The sequence below is a fragment of the Chitinophaga sp. G7 BAM 1005 genome, from assembly GCF_057126945.1.
This window is the reverse complement of record NZ_CP181478.1, coordinates 6,412,038-6,430,239: the sequence shown is the minus strand read 5'-3', so window position 1 is coordinate 6,430,239 and position 18,202 is coordinate 6,412,038. Positions and strand designations below refer to the sequence as shown.

The 18,202-nt window shown below is 46.5% G+C and carries 13 protein-coding genes; 9 read left to right on the top strand and 4 right to left on the bottom strand.

Going from position 1 to position 18,202, the window contains the following annotated elements; genetic code table 11:
* Window positions 1-17: 17 nt before the first annotated feature.
* Complete coding sequence (locus ACMXI2_RS25790; RefSeq protein ID WP_483778807.1) at window positions 18-1,985, bottom strand: vWA domain-containing protein; 1,968 nt, start codon at window positions 1,983-1,985, stop codon at window positions 18-20.
* A 50-nt stretch (window positions 1,986-2,035) separates the two neighbouring features.
* Between ACMXI2_RS25790 and ACMXI2_RS25785 the strand changes: the two genes are divergently transcribed.
* Window positions 2,036-3,127 (top strand): anhydro-N-acetylmuramic acid kinase, encoded by a 1,092-nt coding sequence (locus ACMXI2_RS25785; RefSeq protein ID WP_483778806.1) that lies wholly within the window; start codon window positions 2,036-2,038, stop codon window positions 3,125-3,127.
* Window positions 3,128-3,182: 55 nt separating this feature from the next.
* Here the strand turns inward: ACMXI2_RS25785 and ade are convergent, their stop codons facing one another.
* Window positions 3,183-4,823: an adenine deaminase gene (gene ade / locus ACMXI2_RS25780; protein WP_483778805.1), complete on the bottom strand. Its 1,641-nt coding sequence runs from the start codon at window positions 4,821-4,823 to the stop codon at window positions 3,183-3,185.
* Window positions 4,824-4,933: 110 nt separating this feature from the next.
* Between ade and ACMXI2_RS25775 the strand changes: the two genes are divergently transcribed.
* Window positions 4,934-5,656, top strand: a complete 723-nt coding sequence (locus ACMXI2_RS25775; RefSeq protein ID WP_483778804.1) for a LolA family protein — start codon at window positions 4,934-4,936, stop codon at window positions 5,654-5,656.
* 49 nt (window positions 5,657-5,705) lie between these two features.
* On the opposite strand, the gene ACMXI2_RS25770 is transcribed toward ACMXI2_RS25775, so the two are convergent.
* Entirely contained in the window at window positions 5,706-6,710 is a 1,005-nt protein-coding gene (locus ACMXI2_RS25770; protein WP_483778803.1) for a helix-turn-helix transcriptional regulator, read from the bottom strand.
* 139 nt (window positions 6,711-6,849) lie between these two features.
* On the opposite strand from ACMXI2_RS25770, the gene ACMXI2_RS25765 reads away from it, so the two are divergent.
* From ACMXI2_RS25765 to ACMXI2_RS25735, 7 genes are all read left to right on the top strand, one after another.
* On the top strand, window positions 6,850-7,476 hold the full coding sequence (locus ACMXI2_RS25765; protein ID WP_483778802.1) for a hypothetical protein: 627 nt from the start codon (window positions 6,850-6,852) through the stop codon (window positions 7,474-7,476).
* Window positions 7,477-7,763: 287 nt separating this feature from the next.
* Window positions 7,764-8,399: a peroxiredoxin gene (locus ACMXI2_RS25760; RefSeq protein WP_483778801.1), complete on the top strand. Its 636-nt coding sequence runs from the start codon at window positions 7,764-7,766 to the stop codon at window positions 8,397-8,399.
* A gap of 218 nt (window positions 8,400-8,617) precedes the next feature.
* Entirely contained in the window at window positions 8,618-9,217 is a 600-nt protein-coding gene (locus ACMXI2_RS25755) for an RNA polymerase sigma-70 factor (RefSeq protein WP_483778800.1), read from the top strand.
* Between the two features lie 330 nt (window positions 9,218-9,547).
* The gene (locus tag ACMXI2_RS25750) at window positions 9,548-10,546 is read left to right on the top strand and encodes a FecR family protein (RefSeq protein WP_483778799.1); all 999 of its coding nucleotides are present in this window, start codon (window positions 9,548-9,550) and stop codon (window positions 10,544-10,546) included.
* Between the two features lie 201 nt (window positions 10,547-10,747).
* The gene (locus ACMXI2_RS25745; RefSeq protein ID WP_483778798.1) at window positions 10,748-14,104 is read left to right on the top strand and encodes a SusC/RagA family TonB-linked outer membrane protein; all 3,357 of its coding nucleotides are present in this window, start codon (window positions 10,748-10,750) and stop codon (window positions 14,102-14,104) included.
* Between the two features lie 20 nt (window positions 14,105-14,124).
* The gene (locus tag ACMXI2_RS25740) at window positions 14,125-15,669 is read left to right on the top strand and encodes a RagB/SusD family nutrient uptake outer membrane protein (protein ID WP_483778797.1); all 1,545 of its coding nucleotides are present in this window, start codon (window positions 14,125-14,127) and stop codon (window positions 15,667-15,669) included.
* Between the two features lie 21 nt (window positions 15,670-15,690).
* Window positions 15,691-17,412 carry a metallophosphoesterase gene (locus ACMXI2_RS25735; protein ID WP_483778796.1) on the top strand — a complete coding sequence of 574 codons (1,722 nt, stop codon included), beginning with the start codon at window positions 15,691-15,693 and terminating at the stop codon, window positions 17,410-17,412.
* 39 nt (window positions 17,413-17,451) lie between these two features.
* Here ACMXI2_RS25735 and ACMXI2_RS25730 read toward each other — a convergent pair whose 3' ends face one another.
* The gene (locus ACMXI2_RS25730; RefSeq protein WP_483778795.1) at window positions 17,452-18,195 is read right to left on the bottom strand and encodes an RluA family pseudouridine synthase; all 744 of its coding nucleotides are present in this window, start codon (window positions 18,193-18,195) and stop codon (window positions 17,452-17,454) included.
* Between the last annotated feature and the right edge of the window lie 7 nt (window positions 18,196-18,202).

Below are 18,202 nucleotides of genomic sequence, written 5' to 3'. Positions count from 1 at the left end.
ACCGAAAAATAGTGGAACTACTCTTTGTTCAGCAGCATCGCTTTTTTTACCAGCTGGATGAATTCAGCACGATAGCCTTCTGTATCTGTTCCTTTGGAATTGCCGGCCCAGGATAACACCTGGTCGTAAGTGGCAGTGCCTCTGAAGGCCGAGTTGCGCAACAATTGTCCGAAAGCTGCTACAGCAGCGGCCATCCGGAAATCTTCGGGCGCGTCGGCGATCTCCTGGCTGCTGTAAGGCAATACTTTCTCCATCAATTTACTCTTGCTGGCGTCAGGTTGTTTGTACCGCAGCTTTACGGTAAGTACTTCGGATTTATTGCCAATCACTTTACCTTCCTGGTATTTCAGCGGATCTACCCAGTTAGCGGCAGTACCCTTTGCGCCGGTAGGGATAATTTCATACAGGGCAGTTACGGTATGGCCTACGCCCATATCCCCGGCGTCTTTCTTATCATTGTTGAAATCTTCATTGGCGAGCACCCGGTTTTCATAGCCCACTAACCGGTACGACTGCACGAACTGCGGGTTGAATTCTATCTGTAGTTTTACATCTTTTGCTACGGTAAAAAGGGTACCGCCAAATTCGGTCACAAAGGTTCTGCGGGCTTCTTCAAAGTTATCAATATAGGCATAGTTGCCATTGCCTTTATCTGCCAGCAATTCCAGTTTATTATCTTTATAATTACCCATACCAAAACCCAGCACTGAGAGAGAGATGCCTCTTTCCCTTTCCTTTTCGATCATCCGGGTAAGTTCTCCGTCGCTGGAAACGCCCACGTTGAAATCGCCGTCGGTGGCGAGTATTACGCGGGTATTGCTGTTTTTGGAATACAGTTCACCGGCAATGGTGTAGGCCATTTGTATGCCTGCACCACCGGCAGTGGAACCACCTGCCTCTAACTGATCCAGTGCGGCCAGGATCTTTTTCTTATCGCTGCCGCTGGTGGCCGGCAGTACTACTCCTGCTGCACCGGCATATACTACAATGGCTACCTTGTCTTCCGGGCGGAGCTGCTCCGTTAAAACCGCAAACGCGCGTTTAACAAGCGGCAACCTGTTTTCACCAGACATGGAGCCTGAAACATCTATCAGGAAAACGAGGTTGGAGGGAGGGAGTTCCCGGGTATCCACCTGTTTGCTTTTCAGGGCCACCCGCACCAGCTGATGAGCGGTATTCCAGGGGCAAACCGCCATGTCGGTATAAATAGCTACCGGGTCTTTTCCTTCGGGCGCTTTGTATTGATAGTCAAAATAATTGATCATCTCTTCTACTCTCACTGCGTCCGCCTCCGGCATCATGCCCTGGTTCAGGAAACGGCGTACGTTGCTGTAGGAGGCCCTGTCCACATCAATGCTGAAAGTACTGAGGGGCTGGTCTGTAGCTGTGTGGAAAATGTTTTCGTTAATGGGGCTGTAGTCTTCAGTATTGTAAACCGGGGAGGGGGCGTAGTTCTTGCTGGTACCCCTGATAGTAGTAACAGAACCGGTTACATGTCTTCGTTTCTGTGCACCATAGCCTACCACCACTACTTCAGACAGCGCGGAGGTACTAACCCCGGCTACCCTGCCTTGCAGCGCATCGGTGGTATTGCCCTGCATCACATACTGGTTCCTTTTTTTATCAAGCGGCTGCAGTTTGGTAAGCTGTACGGTTATTTTATGCTGCCCGTCTTTCACTGCTATGTCAACCGCCGGGTAACCGGCAGCATTTACTTCCAGGATCAGGGCCCCTGTGGCGGTTTTCAGGCTGAATTGCCCTTTTTTATCCGTGGCCGTTAATACATCTGTACCTTTTACCCTTATGACCACATTGGCGAGGGGACTTTTAAGCAAACTGTCTGTTACAATACCTGTAATAACCCGTACCTGTTGGGCGGAGGCAGTAAATGCCACCAGGCAGATGAGCAATAGTAAAGAGAGATATTTTTTCATGGCGAAGTAGTTTTTCTGCCTGTAGGATGTGCCGGGCGATCCTGTTTCCATAAATCGAAAAAAAAATATTTTAAAACTACCTTTGCTCAAATTTTTTGTCGATGGTATATAACGTGATTGGCGCCATGTCTGGTAGCTCATTAGACGGATTAGATATAGTTTTTGCAGAACTGACCGAGATACGCGGACAATGGACCTATGTTATCAGGGCCTCGGAGAGCCTGCCTTACGAGCCGGAGTGGGTGGAGCAGCTGTCACAGGCCACTTCCCTGCCGGCAAAGGATTACCTGTTGTTACATACCGCATACGGGCATTATACCGGCCGGCGCATCCTGCAATTCATTGAAAAGAACCAGCTGGATCATAAAATTCATTTTATCGCCTCACATGGTCATACTACTTTTCATATACCCGCGCAGCAAATGACCGCCCAGCTGGGAGATGGCGCAGCCATTGCTGCCGTAACAGGGTTACCTGTTATCAACGACCTCCGTGCGGTAGATGTGGCATTGGGTGGACAGGGAGCCCCCATTGTTCCTATTGGCGAAAAGTACCTGCTACCGGGATACCAGTACTGGCTTAACCTGGGCGGTATCGCCAATATTTCGGCGCAGCTGCCGGAACAGTTTGTGGCGTTTGATATATGCCCGGCCAACAGGGTATTGAATGAACTGGCCGCTGCGCTGAATAAACCCTATGACGATGGCGGCGCACTGGCAGCGGGTGGAGTGGCCGACAGCAACCTGCTGGAACAACTGAATCAACTGGATTATTACACCAAACCGTGGCCGAAATCACTGGCCAACGATTTTGGTACCGATACCATATTGCCGCTGATAGCGCCTTTGCGCATTTCTGTACAGGGCAAGCTCCGCACTTATGTAGAGCATATCGCCGTACAAATCACGCAGGCCGTAAAAGCGCTGAAAGCGCAGATGCCGGAAGGGCCTGGCAAGATGCTGGTAACCGGTGGCGGCGCGTTTAATACTTTCCTGGTGAATACGATCCGGCAACAGCTGGAGCCATTGGGCATTACCGTGGAGGTACCGGATGAGCAAACTGTTAGTTTCAAAGAGGCGTTGATCATGGCGCTTATCGGAACATTGCGCTGGCGGCAGGAAGATAATGTGCTGAGCGGGGTTACCGGGGCTTCCCGCGACTCCATTAACGGCGCGTTGTGGACAACCCATTAACAGTATACTACAGCTATAAAAAAGCAGCGGTTACATCCGCTGCTTTTTTTATGGATTAGTGAGTGGGGGTAAATTGAAAACTATCTCCGTCGAACAGCCCCAGGTCACTCAGTTTTAAATGTGGTATTACAAGCAGCGCCATAAATGATAATGTCATGAAAGGCGATGCCAGTTTGGATCCCAGCTCCTTTGCGGCTTTATCCAGCGCGCTGTACCGGGTTGCTATCGTGTATCCGTCGAGGTTACTCATTAGTCCGGCTACGGGTAGTGGCAGTTCCTGCACCGTGTTGTTGCCCACTGCGCTGATGCCGCCCTGTGCGGCAATCACGCTGTTGACAGCGGCTGCGAGGCTTTCATCGCTGGCGCCCACTGCAATGATATTGTGACTGTCGTGCGCTACAGAAGAGGCGATGGCGCCGTGTTGCAGGCCGAAGCCGTGAATAAATGCCACTGCCGGCGGTGCTTTTTTGTAGCGGTTTACTACTACTAGTTTAAGGATATCCTGTTGTGTATTACTTTCTATGGCGCCGTTGGCAACGGGCAATACCGCTGAGAGGGCGTTGGTGATCAGTTGTCCGTCCATCGCGCCGATTACCTTCACCGTCACTTCTTTTGCGTTGCTATCGTTAACGGGCATACGAAAATCGGCAGCTGTTACGGGATCTGCTATAAAATTATTTACGGGAGATGAAGGAATGGAAGGTATCAGCGTATGTCCGTTTTCCGCGACTTTCACGCCGTTGATATATGTTGCGAGAATGTTAAAGTTTTGCAGGTCATCTGTCACAATAAAATCTGCCGGATCATTTACACGCAGTAAGCCATTATCCAGTTTATAATGCAGTACCGGGTTAATACAGGCGGCCCTTAACACTTTGAACAGATCAACACCATAGGCCAGCGCGCGCTTCACCAGCAGGTTAATATGGCCTTCCACGAGGTTGTCGGGGTGTTTATCGTCGCTGCAAAACATGATATGTGAGGCATGGTCGTGCAGCAGCGGGTACAAGGCTTCAAAGTTTTTGGCAGCGCTTCCTTCGCGGATGAGGATATGCATGCCGTATTGCAGTTTATCTTTTGCTTCTTCGATGGTAAAGCATTCGTGATCGGTGCTGATACCGGCGGCAATATAGGCAGCGGCGGTTTCGCCCCGGAGGCCGGGAGCGTGGCCATCCACGGGTTTGCCGGCTTTTTTGGCGGCGGCTATTTTAGCGAGTACTTCCGGATCCTTATGCAGTACGCCGGGGAAGTTCATCATTTCTGTCAGGTACCTGATATCATCTCTTTGGAGTAATGCTTCAATATCGGCCACGGTAACTACTGCCCCGGCGGTTTCAAAAACGGTGGCCGGTACGCAGGAGGGGGCGCCGAAGTTAAACCGGAAGGGAACTTTTTTGCCATTTTCGAGCATGTATTCCACTCCTTTTACGCCCATCACATTCGCTATTTCGTGCGGGTCGCTCACGGTGGCAATAGTACCGTGCACAACGGCCAGCCTGGCGAATTCTGAAGGGATGAGCATGGAGCTTTCCACGTGTACATGCGCGTCGGTAAATCCCGGAAGCAGGTAAGTAGTATATTGATTGTTGTTGCGTTCAATGCTGCTGATATAGCCATCTGTGATATGTATAGTGGCCGGATATATTTCCTGTTGCAGTATATCTACCAGGTTGCCTGAGAGCTGGAATGTATTCATGTTGCAAAGCTAAGGAATAGGTCGTATTTTCAATGCTGGCGTATTTTTTGAAAAGAGATGCCGGAGTTGTTTTTAGGTTATCTTTATTTATCAAAGGAAAATTAATTTTTATGATGAGAGGAACCAGGTTTTATACGCTGTTAGCAGCTTTTTTGATCGCTGGTTATTGCACCAGTGCACAATCTGCAGATGAATTGATAGCAAAGAATATTGTAGCGATGGGAGGTGAGGCGAAGATAAAAGGAATTAAATCGCAGTATGTAGAGGGAAATATGGAAGTACAGGGGCAATCCGTTCCTATTAAGCGGTGGGTGAAGCAGGATGAAGCGATGCGGCTGGAGTTTACCGTGAATGGTACCAGCAATGTGCAGGTAGTGACCCGTAATGCGGGCTGGAGCCTGATGCCGGTGATGCAGCAAACAACGCCGCAGGAAATGAACCCGGAAATGCTGAAGCTGATGAAAACCCAGCTGGATGTGAGAGGTGAGTTATATGATTACAAGAGCAAGGGAAAAAAGATAGAATTATTGGGAAAGGATACCGTGAGCGGGTCGCCGGCGTATAAGCTGAAGATCACTGCCGCGGATGGAACATCGGGTATTGCTTACCTGGATGCCAAAACTTACCTGCTGGTGAAGGCTACCAATCATATGAACGTGCAGGGGCAGGATATGGAGCTGGTAACGTTGTTGTCTGATTATAAGAAAACGCCGGAGGGACTTACGTATCCGGGTGTTACAGAGCAGGACCCTGGTGGGGTTAAAATTAATATTCTGAAGATAGAAACGAATCAGCCGGTAGCAGATAGTTTGTTTACCAAACCAAATCCTTAAGAAACAGTTCCGCTATTGGGCTCCTGTGGTCCAATAGCGGAATGCGGTATTATTTATACAATGCCGCCATCGCTTTGGCATCCTCAGCCATTTTCTTAGCGAGGTGTACGGGTTTCAGCACTTTTACCTGGGCGCCATAACTCAGCAGTGTCATGGTAAGTTCCGGGTTAATAACAACGTTAAGGGATATACGGCATTCATTGCTGTTGTCTTCCACTATTTCCTGGGAAGTGTGGATGGGCTGCGACTTAATATATTTCCCCTGTCGTGGTGTAAAGCTCAGCAATACATGTTCAGGATCTCCGTCGTGTACGGTGATGCCTACTGCGTGCTGGAAGTAGCTGGCTTCGTCAAAATTCTTTTCATCAAAATGTTTATTGGTAGGCCATAATTTCACCACCCTGTCGAGGGCAAAGGTAACCACAGCGCCCCCACGGGTTTGCTGGCTTTTTCCGATGAGGTAAAAGCGGTGCTGGTATTCGCGGAGGTGATAGGGTTCCACCCAGTGTTCTTTGGGCTCATCGCGGTCGAAGCTCTGGTAGGCGATGCGGACCACTTCCAGGTTTTTGATGGCATCCACTATTTCGGGGATATGTTCCGCGCCTTTGTAGTGGGATGCCCGGGTAAACTTGATGAGTCCTTTATGCTGGAGGGCTTCCCTGTTCATTTTGAGACTGGCAGCAATTTTCAGGATGGCGTCTTCAAACTGCTGTACTACCGGGAGGCTCCGGAATTGTTCCAGTATACCAATGGCAATTTCCAGCCCCTGCAGATCTGCTTCTTCTATAGGGGAATTGCTGATGGAAAAGCTATCGTCTGAGTAGCGGTAGGTGCCGCTGCTGCGCTCATATACGATAGGCGCCATATAATTCAGTTCAGGGTCCTGGCGCATATCCTGGATATCTTTCTGGATAGTGCGGGTAGAAATGGCGGTTCCCATCTTGTCCGATACATATTCAATCAGGTTATCCAGGGTAGGTTTGGGTTTCTGCTTGCTGCGCAACCGCTCGTCGATCCAGCGGTAGCGCGACACCGCGTCTTTATTCTTTGGCAAAAGATAAAATTTAGATAATAAAAATAAACAATTCCCGCTTTTGCGACGGGGATTAAAAAAATTATCATCAAAAGATCACTACGCAAATCCCTTGCGTGCGGCGCCGGTAAATTTGTAGTGTTATTAAAACCTGATGGTTATGAATAAGGTAAATACAACTACAGCAATTACGCAGGTACAGGCCATTTCAATTGGGCAGATCATTATGGATGATTCCAATTACCTGACGCTCTGGGGCCAGGCGCTACTGGATGAGGTGTGGTATCCCTGCGATTTTGTAACTACTTACGAAGTAATGAATACTATGCTGCGTTTCAGCCAGGACAAGCATGATGCGGTGCAGATGACGATTGTGAGAAAACTGGAAGATATGCGCCGCACGCCGGACATCATTGATCTGGAGGCGGAACTGGGTGGCGCCGTGGTGTTTGACCACCTCGTATTTCACATGAGAAGGCCCTGTTTGCAACAGGACGATAACTGGGAGGCATATGCCGATGAAGAGTGCTATTATATAGAGCGTGTAATCCAGATGCCGGCGCCCACCATACCTACATTGCCGCCTGCCGCCCGGTACAACTCAAACGACGCCAATGAGAAAATGGAGTACTGCATTCAAATGCTTCATGATGCATATAGCCTGTATCTCGGTTTTATCGAATTAGAATTGGGGGAAGACGCTGCCCGGGTAATGGCCGCACTGGAAGACGATAACAAGTTCAGTATGGCATATTATGCCTGGCAGCTGTACACCTCAAATACATAAATACTTATAATCATATTTTTATCCGTTGATGAACCCTGATGATCCATTTATGTTAACCCCGGTATCCATTTACGTTAACCGCCATGCCTTGCATTCATTTATGTTAACCCCTGATATCCATTGGTGTTAGCCCTGGTATCCGTTTAAATTAACCCCCGTTTCCATTGTTTGTTAGCCCCCAAAACCTTTGCCCCGGAAAAAAAAAGCGCAAAATTCTGAAAAAAATCCCTTAAAGTCTATAAATTTTGTAGGAAAATGCTATTTTTGGTCAATTAAATAGAAGCGCTATGAGTTTAAGACTGGGAGATGCTGCCCCTAATTTCAAAGCCAATACCACTTTAGGAGAAATAGACTTTTACGATTACCTCGGCGAAGGTTGGGGTATCCTGTTTTCCCACCCGGCAGATTTTACACCGGTATGTACGACAGAGTTGGGAAAAACGGCTTTATTAAAGGACGAGTTTGCAAAACGTAATACTAAAGTACTGGCTGTCAGCGTAGATCCATTAGATAAACACCTGAGCTGGATAAATGATATTAACGAAACACAACAGTGTGACGTAACTTTCCCTATTATTGCAGATGAAAACAAAACAGTGGCAAACCTGTATGATATGATTCATCCAAATGCCTCTGAAACATTTACAGTAAGATCCTTGTTTATCATAGGACCGGACAAAAAAATAAAACTCATCATCACTTACCCGGCCTCTACCGGCAGAAACTTCGTAGAAGTACTCCGTGTACTGGATTCCCTGCAGCTGACCGCTAAATACAGCGTCGCTACACCGGCCGACTGGAAAGATGGTGAAGACGTAATCGTTACGGCAGGGGTGCCAACAGCAGATATTCCTGCCCGTTTTCCGAAAGGCCACAAAATTATCAAGCCTTACCTGAGAACAACACCACAGCCCAACAAATAGTACTTAAAGAGCCGTAAGGCTTTTGCTATAAAGATTTTTTAATGGTTGGTTTTTGATTTTTACGAAACGGGGATTTCTCCCCGTTTTTTTTATGCCCCTATCCGTGTCAAATATTATTACGGAGGTAACAGTTTATTAATGCACAGTTAACATCCCACGTAGCAGAAAAACAAACTCTGGTCTCTAGTTTTGCTGAAAAATACATTCAATCCATTTTTATGGAATATCGTTTACTATCAGATAAGCAGCTACTGGAAGAATGTACCAAAAACAATCTCAAAGCATTTAATACTTTATTTGATCGTTATTTTGGAAGATTGTATAATTATGCGCTTGGCTATGTGAAGGATGAATACTTTGCAGAGGAAGCCATCATGGACCTGATGATGTGGATATGGGATAAAAGACATACACTACAGATAGAAGGCGAGTTTAAGCCATATATCTTCAGAGCAGCCAAAAACGCCACTATCAAGGCGATCCGTAAAAAAGCCGTTTCCATAGCTCCGATAGAATTTATTGAGAATAACCTCTCCTTTGTGGCTACCCCGGCCGACCACGAACTGGATACCAGGGAGCTGGAGGCAAAATATCATTTCCATCTTGATTCATTAAGCCCCCAGCGTAAAATCGTATTTCAAATGAGCAGGGAAGGAAACCTCTCTCACGCCGAAATTGCCAACGACCTCAATATTTCTATTAATACCGTTAAGAACCATATTAAATTCTCGCTGAATCATTTCAGAAAACAGCTCAATAACCATAGCGATACGGTGTTGCCGGTCATTGGATTTTTGCTGCTTTTCTCCCACTCGTAATATATATATAGACAATACTTTCACTATTGGCAATCTCTGCCATATGCTGGCCCCATTATAGGATAAGCCATAGTTAAGCCATAGTTAAGCCATATATAACCCGTATATAAGCCATACCTATAAGATACGACTTATCTATGGCTCACCATTATCTTATGTACAGGTATTGTATGAATATACCCTGAGAAATCCCGTGATAGGATCCCGGCAGGACTACCATCCCCCCCCGTAAATTATGTTTCTGTTTTTTCTTCAACATCAAATAGCCCTTCGCCTTCTTTTTTGTCCCTATATGATTAACAGGGACCTTTTATGCTCTGTTAAACCAGCATGTCAAGACAAATAAACCGGGAATTAATTGAGAAATTTTTAGCAGGCAAATGTTCAGCTGAGGAGGAGCGACTGGTATACCTGTTTCTGAAAGATCCTGCATCAGAAAAATTGCTGGAGGAGATCCTGTCTGCAAATGCTGGTAAAGACTGGATAGTATTTGAGAACGACAAATCTGTTCATCCCCGGCAGCAGGAGTTGAAAAAATCCATGCAGGAAAGGATAGGGCATGTAAATACTGCGCGTAGCAGGAGTTTATTACACCTGCGGAATGCTGCCATCTGGATTGGCCTGATCCTGACAGGTATGGGTATTTATACCATCAGCTATTTAAGCAATAAAAAAGGAGAACAGGTGGCTTTTCTGGAAAGCAACAACCCGAACGGACAGCGGTCAAAAATAATTCTTTCTGATAGCAGCGTGGTATACCTGGGTGCGGGCAGTCGTTTGAAATATCCCGAAAATTTTTCCGGAGATACCCGGGATATCTATCTGTATGGAGAAGCCTTTTTTGAAGTAACGAAGGAGAAACATAAGCCGTTCACTGTTCACACCGGCAACGTGCAAACCAAAGTATTGGGTACTTCTTTTAAAATAGAAGCATTTAAAAATAAACCCCTAATGGTGGAAGTAGCCACCGGGAAAGTAAAGGTGGACCAGGTAGGCGCCGATTTCTCCAGATCACTGGCAGTTTTAACGCCCGGGCAGAAAGTGCTGTTTGATCATGGTGAGATTAAAAGGGAAACAGTTGCCCCGGAGGAAGTACAGGACCTGAAGGAAGCCAGGTTGACATTCAACAACACGTCGCTCAATGATATTGCGGAGGTACTGCAGCGGTGGTACAATGTGAAGATCACATTTAAACAACACACAAAATCAGCGGAAAGAATGACGCTGACACTGGACGCCAGGGCGCCAATAGATAAAATATTGAACGTGCTGGCCGCAGCAGGCCATTTCAACTACGAAATGGAAAACGGGGAAATCGTTATTCGCTAAACTTAAAATATACAAACGATATGTATTAAAAAAAAACTGTCCATCATTGGATAGGGACGTCGCATGTGATGTCGTGAAACCGCACGCCCATAAGAGGCAACAGGATAAAGCGAAAGGAAATTAACAACGATTCCGGCTGACGCCGGGCCAACCTTAATACAAAAATTAATGCAAAAAGGATTACATCCCACAACTAAGTTTATGATGAGATGTTCATGTATACTTTTAATCGCGCAACTTACCTTTATTGGCGTGCTGCTGGCCGGAAATGCCCGCGGCCAGCAACTGGACAAAGTGATTGCTGTTAAGTTGGATCACGCCGGCGTGAAAGAAAGCCTGTTAACCATTCAGGCAAAGAGCGGAATCAGGTTTGTACTGCCGGAAAAGCTGATGGCAGGACTCAAACAAAAAATCACTATTGATTCGGACCATTCAACAGTAAAGTACCTGATTGAAAAGGTGTTGGAATCAACCAATCTCGATTATAAGCTGGTAGAAGGCTATGTTGTGATTGATACCAAACGGGCACCACAGGCGCCCGGTAAGTTATCAGGAAGAGTGGTGGACGAAAAAGGCGCGCCTTTGCCCGGCGCAACAATCAGGGCACTGGAAACCGGCCAGGTTGTTCAAAGTGACGCTAACGGCGATTACACCTTCAACCTTCAACCAGGCAACTATACACTTGAAGTAACTTACGTTTCTTTCAGGTCGCAGAAATCGGGCAACGTTGTTATAAAAGAAGGAAAAACCACCTCGCTTGACTTCTCCATGCAGCTGGCCGATAACAAACTGACAGAAGTAGTGGTGAGTTATGGTAAGCAGAAAAGCCGCGAAATAACAGGTTCCATTGCTACGGTAGATGCCTCGACTTTGCAGGATATGCCGGTAACACAGTTTGCCCAGCAGCTGCAGGGAAAAGTGGCAGGTGTTCAGGTATCCCAAACCAGCGGCCAGCCCGGGCGCGGTATGGGGTTTGTTATCCGGGGCGCAGCCTCTTTTTACCTGAATAATCAGCCTCTTTTTGTGATTGATGGTAACCCCATTACAGGAAGCATCAATAACATCAATCCGGCAGAGATAGAAAGCTATAGTTTTCTTAAAGACGCATCCGCCACGGCACTGTATGGATCAAGAGCTGCAAATGGCGTAGTGCTCATTACCACCAAACATGCAAAACCAGGAGATGCAAAAATTGAATTCTCCAGCTACTACGGCTTGCAAAAGATCCCCACAGGTAAACTGCCAAAGATGATGACAGCAAGGGAGTTTGCTACATTCATGAAAGAACGTGCGGAAGATGGACTGAAGTATGAACCCGGCTATACAGTTTCTGCCGACTATCATGCCGCCTACGACAACCCGGAGCAGTATGGAGAAGGAACCAACTGGTTTGATCTGTTAACCAGAACGGCCCCCATTCAAAGCTATGATCTCACCGTGCGAACGGCCCGGGAACACTCTTCATCAACAGTAATGGCAGGTTACCAGGAACAACAAGGTGTGTTGATCAATACCGGTACCAAGCTATATTCGATGCGCTTTAACCAGGATTTTACTACCGAAAACAATAAACTCAAAGTAGGTTTTAACCTGGCGCCAAGCTACCGGATGGATCATAACAACAGGCTGAATAGTGATGGTGTGGGCGGATACTTTGAAAGGTTCTTCGAGGCCAGCCCATTGGTAAGTCCTTACAATGCAGACGGTACCTACACACGCAATGTTTCATCCCCGGGCATGGTGGCCTATATCAATCCACTCGCTACTTATGAATTAACCAACGACGATTATAAAACAACCCGCATACTGGGTAACATTTACCTGAACTATGAGTTTCTGCCGGGATTAAGTATCAAGGCCAATCTGGCAGGGGATAAGGGAGCTGAAACCCGTAAATATTTCCAATCGGGTTTGGTTACAGGTACACAAGGACAAACCACCGGAACCAGCTCGGCGGTTGATAACGGTTCATGGACTGCGGAAGGAAACCTGGTATATAATAAAACCTTCTTAAAAGATCATAACATAGAAGCATTGGTAGGCTACTCGGCGCAGGAATTCAGCACCTATAGCAACTCACTGACGGGCCTCGGTTTTACCAGCGATGATATTGAATACCTCAGTGCCGCTACCAGTGTTACGGGGGGCAGTGGTGCAGGATCTTATTCATTGCTGTCAACAATAGGCCGGCTGAACTATAATTATAAAGGGAGGTATCTTTTGTCAGCAGCACTCAGACGCGATGGTTCCTCAAAATTCGGAGAGAATACACAGTGGGGCAGCTTCCCATCAGTAGCCGCGGGTTGGATCATAAGTGATGAATCATTTATGAAGAATGTAAAAGGGGTTAACTTCCTCAAACTACGAGCCAGTTACGGGATCACGGGTAATAACTTTTTTGCCGGCAGCTATGATCCACAGGCCACTATAGGAACTTATTACTACAACTTTAATAATGTGATCACCCAGGGGCAAACGATCAACCGTCTTCCCAATAAAGATCTGAGATGGGAGCGCAACAAGCAGTTTGACATCGGCCTGGAACTGGGTGTATTAGATAACCGCCTCACCTTTACCTACGATTATTATCGCAAATTGACCGACGGGTTGATTCAACAGCGTGCGATACCTACATCATCCGGGTTTAGTCAAATCATTTTCAATGTGGGCGAACTTAAAATGTGGGGACATGAATTTTCTGTGAGTTCTAAAAACCTTACCGGCAACCTGAAATGGAATACCAGCCTGGCGTTGTCGTTCGACAGGAACCTGATCACCAACCTCGTAGCCCCCGGTTATATCAGGAGAAATGTAACAGTAAGTTCCGATTATTACCGTCAGCAGGTAGGACATCATCTGGGTGAGTTTTATGGATTTGTTTTTGAAGGATTATATAAAGATGCTGCCGACCTTGCCAACTCTCCCAAGTATTTAAGTACTACTGCCAAGCCAAACGGCAACTCCGATATCGGAACAATAAAGGTGAAGGACATTAACGGGGATGGCGTTATTGATGATGTGAACGACCGCACTTTTATTGGCGATCCTACCCCCACATTTACCGGCGGTATCGTGAACAATTTCAGGTATAAAAATTTTGATCTGAACATTGACATGACCTTTTCTGTTGGCGGAAAAATCCTGAATGCGGCTAAATGGGCCTATCAAACCAACATGGATGGTTCCCGTCTTCCGCTGGCCGCAGCTGCCGATCGCTGGCGCTCAGAAGAAAATCCGGGCTCCGGCATTTATCCGCGTACCAAATCAGGTACCACGGCAATGGGAAGACAGGTAAACAGTCAATGGATAGAAGACGGATCTTACCTCACCGCCAAAAATATAACACTTGGATATACCGTGCCATTAAGAAACGCGATGATAAAAAACCTGAGGGTTTTTGCATCTATCCAACAGGCGTTTGTATTAACGGGCTATTCAGGTATGAATCCGGAAATAAATGTGGGCGGATCTGATCCTACGTCGGGTGTTGGTGTAGATGAAAATGCCTACCCTATACCAAGAACCTTTTCTATTGGATTCACCACCACATTTAAATAATCATTTAACGCTGACAAAATATGAAAAAGCTATATACAGTGATGGTCCTTTTGTGTGCAGTAACGATATCCTGCAGCAAGGATTTTATCGAACGGTCGCCTGAAGATGCATATACCGACGACGTATTTTATAAAACGGAGCAACAATTCAAATCGGCTGTAGTAGCTGCCTATGCGCCACTCCGGGATGTGCTTGTGAATGATTATTTTACTTCAGAGATGCACTCTGATAATACCATATATCAGGCTATACCAGGTAACAGGGGTACTTCTATCGTAGAACGTGAAAATATTTCTGACTTTACCAATACCTCTACCAATGCTTATGTTGCAGCCACCTGGCAGCATAGTTACACCGGCATCTCCCGTTGTAATATTATTATTGAAAGATTGAAAGGCGCGGACCTTAATGACGAAGTAAAAGCAAACCTCGATGGACAGGCCAAATTTTTAAGGGCGCTCAATTACTTTAAACTCGTGCGCTTATACGGTGGCGTTCCACTGTTTATAAAAGAAGTAACTACGGCAGAAGAGGCATTTAAGGCCCGCTCAACCGAAGCAGAAGTATATGCCCAGATCGTTGCGGATGCGCAGGACGCCATCGCTGAACTGGCGCCGCCTGCAAAGTTCCCGCAAACGGGAGAGGCCACCAAAGGGTCTGCTACTATATTGCTTGCTGAAGTATATGCCACGCAAAAAAAATGGGCAGATGCGGAGAAGCTGCTAAACGGTATGCTGACTATGGGGTATGATCTTAATGCGAACTACGCAGATGCCTTTACGCCGGCGAATAAGAATAGTAAAGAATCGGTTTTTGAGATCCAGTTTCTCGGAGGCACGCTAACAGGGGCTACGCCGAATGTGTTGTCTTTTCATTTTTTACCAAGAAGTAAAGACACAAAACTGCTAACGGGTATTTCTATTGACAATACCGGCACAGGTGGATGGAATACGCCCAGCAATGACCTGATCAGTGATTTCGAAGCCGGCGACAAACGCCTGGAAGCCTCCATCGGCATTGCAGAAGGCACCTATGATGCCAGCAACTACTTTAAATATTCAGCAGCAAAAAGCATCATTGATTATGTTCCTGCAACCGGGAAAATTGGTGTTCCGTACATAAAAAAGTATTTGCATGCTCCGCTGGAATCACCTACCGGCTCCGGTGACGATTTTCCTGTCTATCGTTTTTCTGATGCGTTGCTCTTATTGGCGGAAGCCTTAAATGAACAGGGTAAATCTTCGGATGCACTAACGCCGTTGAACCGGGTAAGAAGAAGAGCAGGGCTGGCAGATTTCACTAATACAGATCCCGCCCAGCTGCGTACCGCTATTTTTCATGAACGCAGGGTGGAACTGGCATTTGAAAACCATCGCTGGACAGATCTGCTCAGAAGCGGCAAGGCGCTACCTGTGATCAATGCCTTTGGCGTAAAGATCAGGGAACAGCTGCCATATCTTTCATCAGATGCGTACGTGATTGATCAGCATCACCTGTTATTTCCCATACCACAAAATGAAGTGGGACTCAATCCGAAGATCATCCAGAACCCCGGCTACTTTTAATAGTTTTCAAACCAGCATATCATGATGATGAAAAGAGGCTTTTGTATACTGCTATTGTTAGCTGCAAGTGGCTTTAGCAATGCACAACAAAAAGAAGAAGATGAGTTTTCTATTGCGGTAATCCCCGATACCCAGTATTACACCGCAGAGAAAAATGGCGGGAAGAAGGAAATGTTTACTGCACAAACAGAATGGATCGTAAAGAATGCGGCAAAGGAAAACATCAAATATGTGATCCATCTGGGAGACATATCAGAGGACGGTGAAAAATTTCCGCAACAATGGGTCAATGCAGCGGCATCCATGTATCTGCTGGAGAAACCGCAACCCGGGTATCCGCAGGGTATTCCGTATGGCATGGCCGTAGGAAATCATGACCAGACTAAAAGTCAGTATCCGCTGAGCGGTAAAACGGATCAGTACAACAAGTATTTCGGCATCGAACATTTTAAGGGTAAAAAATGGTATGGAGGTCACTATGGTGATAATAACGATAGTCACTATGATCTTTTTGAAGCCGGGGGCATTCAATTTATCAGCATCTTTTTAGAGTATGATGCTTATGGGGAAGATATTGAAGGCATGAACAAATGGGCGAGCCAGGTATTGGAGAAATACAGCGACAGAAAAGCGATCCTTGTGAGCCATTCTATCATTCATTTTAATAAAACAACAGGCACTAACAAGAAGGGATTTCCGAAATTTTCAAAACAGGCGCAACGTGTGTTCGACCGGCTGAAAAGCTACCCTAACGTGATGTTAACCTTATCAGGACATGTGGGCGATAACGGCGAAGGGTACCGTCAGGATGGCTACGCCGGGAATATTATCCGGTCGTTTCTATCCGACTACCAGAGCAGGCCAGATGGTGGTCATGGGTTAATGCGTTTGATGAAGTTTTCGAAATCAAAAGACCTGATCAGTGTACGTACCTTTTCGCCTTACACAGGTGAAGAAGAAAAGGATGCGGATAGTGAGTTTACGCTGCCGTGGTTTCATCATACCAACGTAGCCCGTTATCATGATTATGATAATGACCAGCATACTGATATTGCCTTTTTTTCCCGTGGGGTATGGAAGATTGCGGGACAGCAGGATATAACGTTTGGAAAGGAAGGAGATATCCCTGCGCCGGCGGATTATAACGGTGACGGCAAAACGGAGCTGGCCGTATTCCGGCCTTCAGAAGGTAAATTTTATCTGCAGGGTGGGGAAGTAGTTACGCTTGGGCAAGCGGGAGATATCCCGGTGTGCGGAGATTATGACGGTGATGGTTTTGCAGAGGTGGCAGTATATCGGCCAGCAACGCTTACCTGGTATTTTGATGGGCTGGACAGCATCCGGTTCGGACATAAGAATGGTATTCCGGTTCCGGCGGATTATGATGGAGATGGCATGCTGGATGTAGGCGTATTTCGTACGGACAATTCGTTATGGCAAACAAGTTTGGGTAATATTCCGTTGCAGGTAAAACATATCCCCGGCGACATTCCGGTTCCCGGTGATTACGATGGCGATGGCAGAGCTGAAATGGCCGTATTTCGTCCTTCCACCGGTGAATGGATCATTGACCGGTTTAAAGAACCGGTAAAGCTTGGGAAAGAAGGAGATATTCCTGTTCCCGGAAATTATTTAAGAGATGGGAGAACTTACCCGGCTGTTTACAGAGATGGTAAGATCTATCTTGAAAACGGTCATACAATAACAGCCAATCAGGGGAAGCTAACAGAACTGGTGAAATAAAACGAAAAATGGCCGTGTATTGTACACGGCCATTTTTCATTATTCTTCGCCTGCCGGCTGCTTACCACGGTGTTTCCGCAGTTGGGTTAGCAGGGCGCTCATATCTTTTGGAAGCGGCGCTTCAATCGTATATTCTTTACCGGAAAGATCTTTGAAGATCAGCATAGACGCATGCAGGGCCAGCCTGCTGAGTAATGGCCGCTCTTCTTCTGTATGTTTGCCTAACTTGAATTTTTTCTTGATAGAAGACAACAGCACCGGTTGTGCGCTGCCGTAAAATTCATCTACGGCAATGGGGTGCCCCAGGTACTTCATATGCACCCTGATCTGGTGGGTACGGCCGGTATGGATCTGCATTCTTACCAGGCTGTAAAGACCAAATTCTTCCAGCACTTCATAATCTGTAGAGGATGGCTTACCCTTACGGTTAGTAACCATCTTACCTTTTTGTACAGGGTGTTCCATGATCCCTTCACTCACATTGCCTTGCTTAGGCATTGGTTGGCCACTCACCAATCCGAGGTAAAACTTCTTTACATCCCTGCTTTCAAAAAGCTGCGAGAAATATTTATGCGCTGCTTCATTGCGTGCAAACAGGATAATGCCACTGGTTTCGCGGTCGAGCCGGTGTACTGTGAATATTTCCCCGTAAGCCTTTTTCATGATGGCTATCAGGGAGGTAAGTTCATTATCATGCCGGTCGGGCAACGTAAGCATTCCTGAAGGTTTGTTTACTACAACAAAATCAGGCGTTTCGAGTATAATATGTTCTGATAATCGCATTCCGTAA

Excerpts from the sequence above, each read along its gene's own strand:
- ACMXI2_RS25775 (WP_483778804.1), top strand. The coding sequence starts at position 4,934 with ATGATGAGAGGAACCAGGTTTTATACGCTGTTAGCAGCTTTTTTGATC.
- ACMXI2_RS25735 (WP_483778796.1), top strand. The coding sequence starts at position 15,691 with ATGATGATGAAAAGAGGCTTTTGTATACTGCTATTGTTAGCTGCAAGT.
- ACMXI2_RS25755 (WP_483778800.1), top strand. The coding sequence starts at position 8,618 with ATGGAATATCGTTTACTATCAGATAAGCAGCTACTGGAAGAATGTACC.
- ACMXI2_RS25745 (WP_483778798.1), top strand. The coding sequence starts at position 10,748 with ATGATGAGATGTTCATGTATACTTTTAATCGCGCAACTTACCTTTATT.
- ACMXI2_RS25750 (WP_483778799.1), top strand. The coding sequence starts at position 9,548 with ATGTCAAGACAAATAAACCGGGAATTAATTGAGAAATTTTTAGCAGGC.
- ACMXI2_RS25730 (WP_483778795.1), bottom strand. The coding sequence starts at position 18,195 with ATGCGATTATCAGAACATATTATACTCGAAACGCCTGATTTTGTTGTA.
- ade (WP_483778805.1), bottom strand. The coding sequence starts at position 4,823 with ATGAATACATTCCAGCTCTCAGGCAACCTGGTAGATATACTGCAACAG.
- ACMXI2_RS25760 (WP_483778801.1), top strand. The coding sequence starts at position 7,764 with ATGAGTTTAAGACTGGGAGATGCTGCCCCTAATTTCAAAGCCAATACC.
- ACMXI2_RS25785 (WP_483778806.1), top strand. The coding sequence starts at position 2,036 with ATGGTATATAACGTGATTGGCGCCATGTCTGGTAGCTCATTAGACGGA.
- ACMXI2_RS25790 (WP_483778807.1), bottom strand. The coding sequence starts at position 1,985 with ATGGAAACAGGATCGCCCGGCACATCCTACAGGCAGAAAAACTACTTC.
- ACMXI2_RS25765 (WP_483778802.1), top strand. The coding sequence starts at position 6,850 with ATGAATAAGGTAAATACAACTACAGCAATTACGCAGGTACAGGCCATT.
- ACMXI2_RS25740 (WP_483778797.1), top strand. The coding sequence starts at position 14,125 with ATGAAAAAGCTATATACAGTGATGGTCCTTTTGTGTGCAGTAACGATA.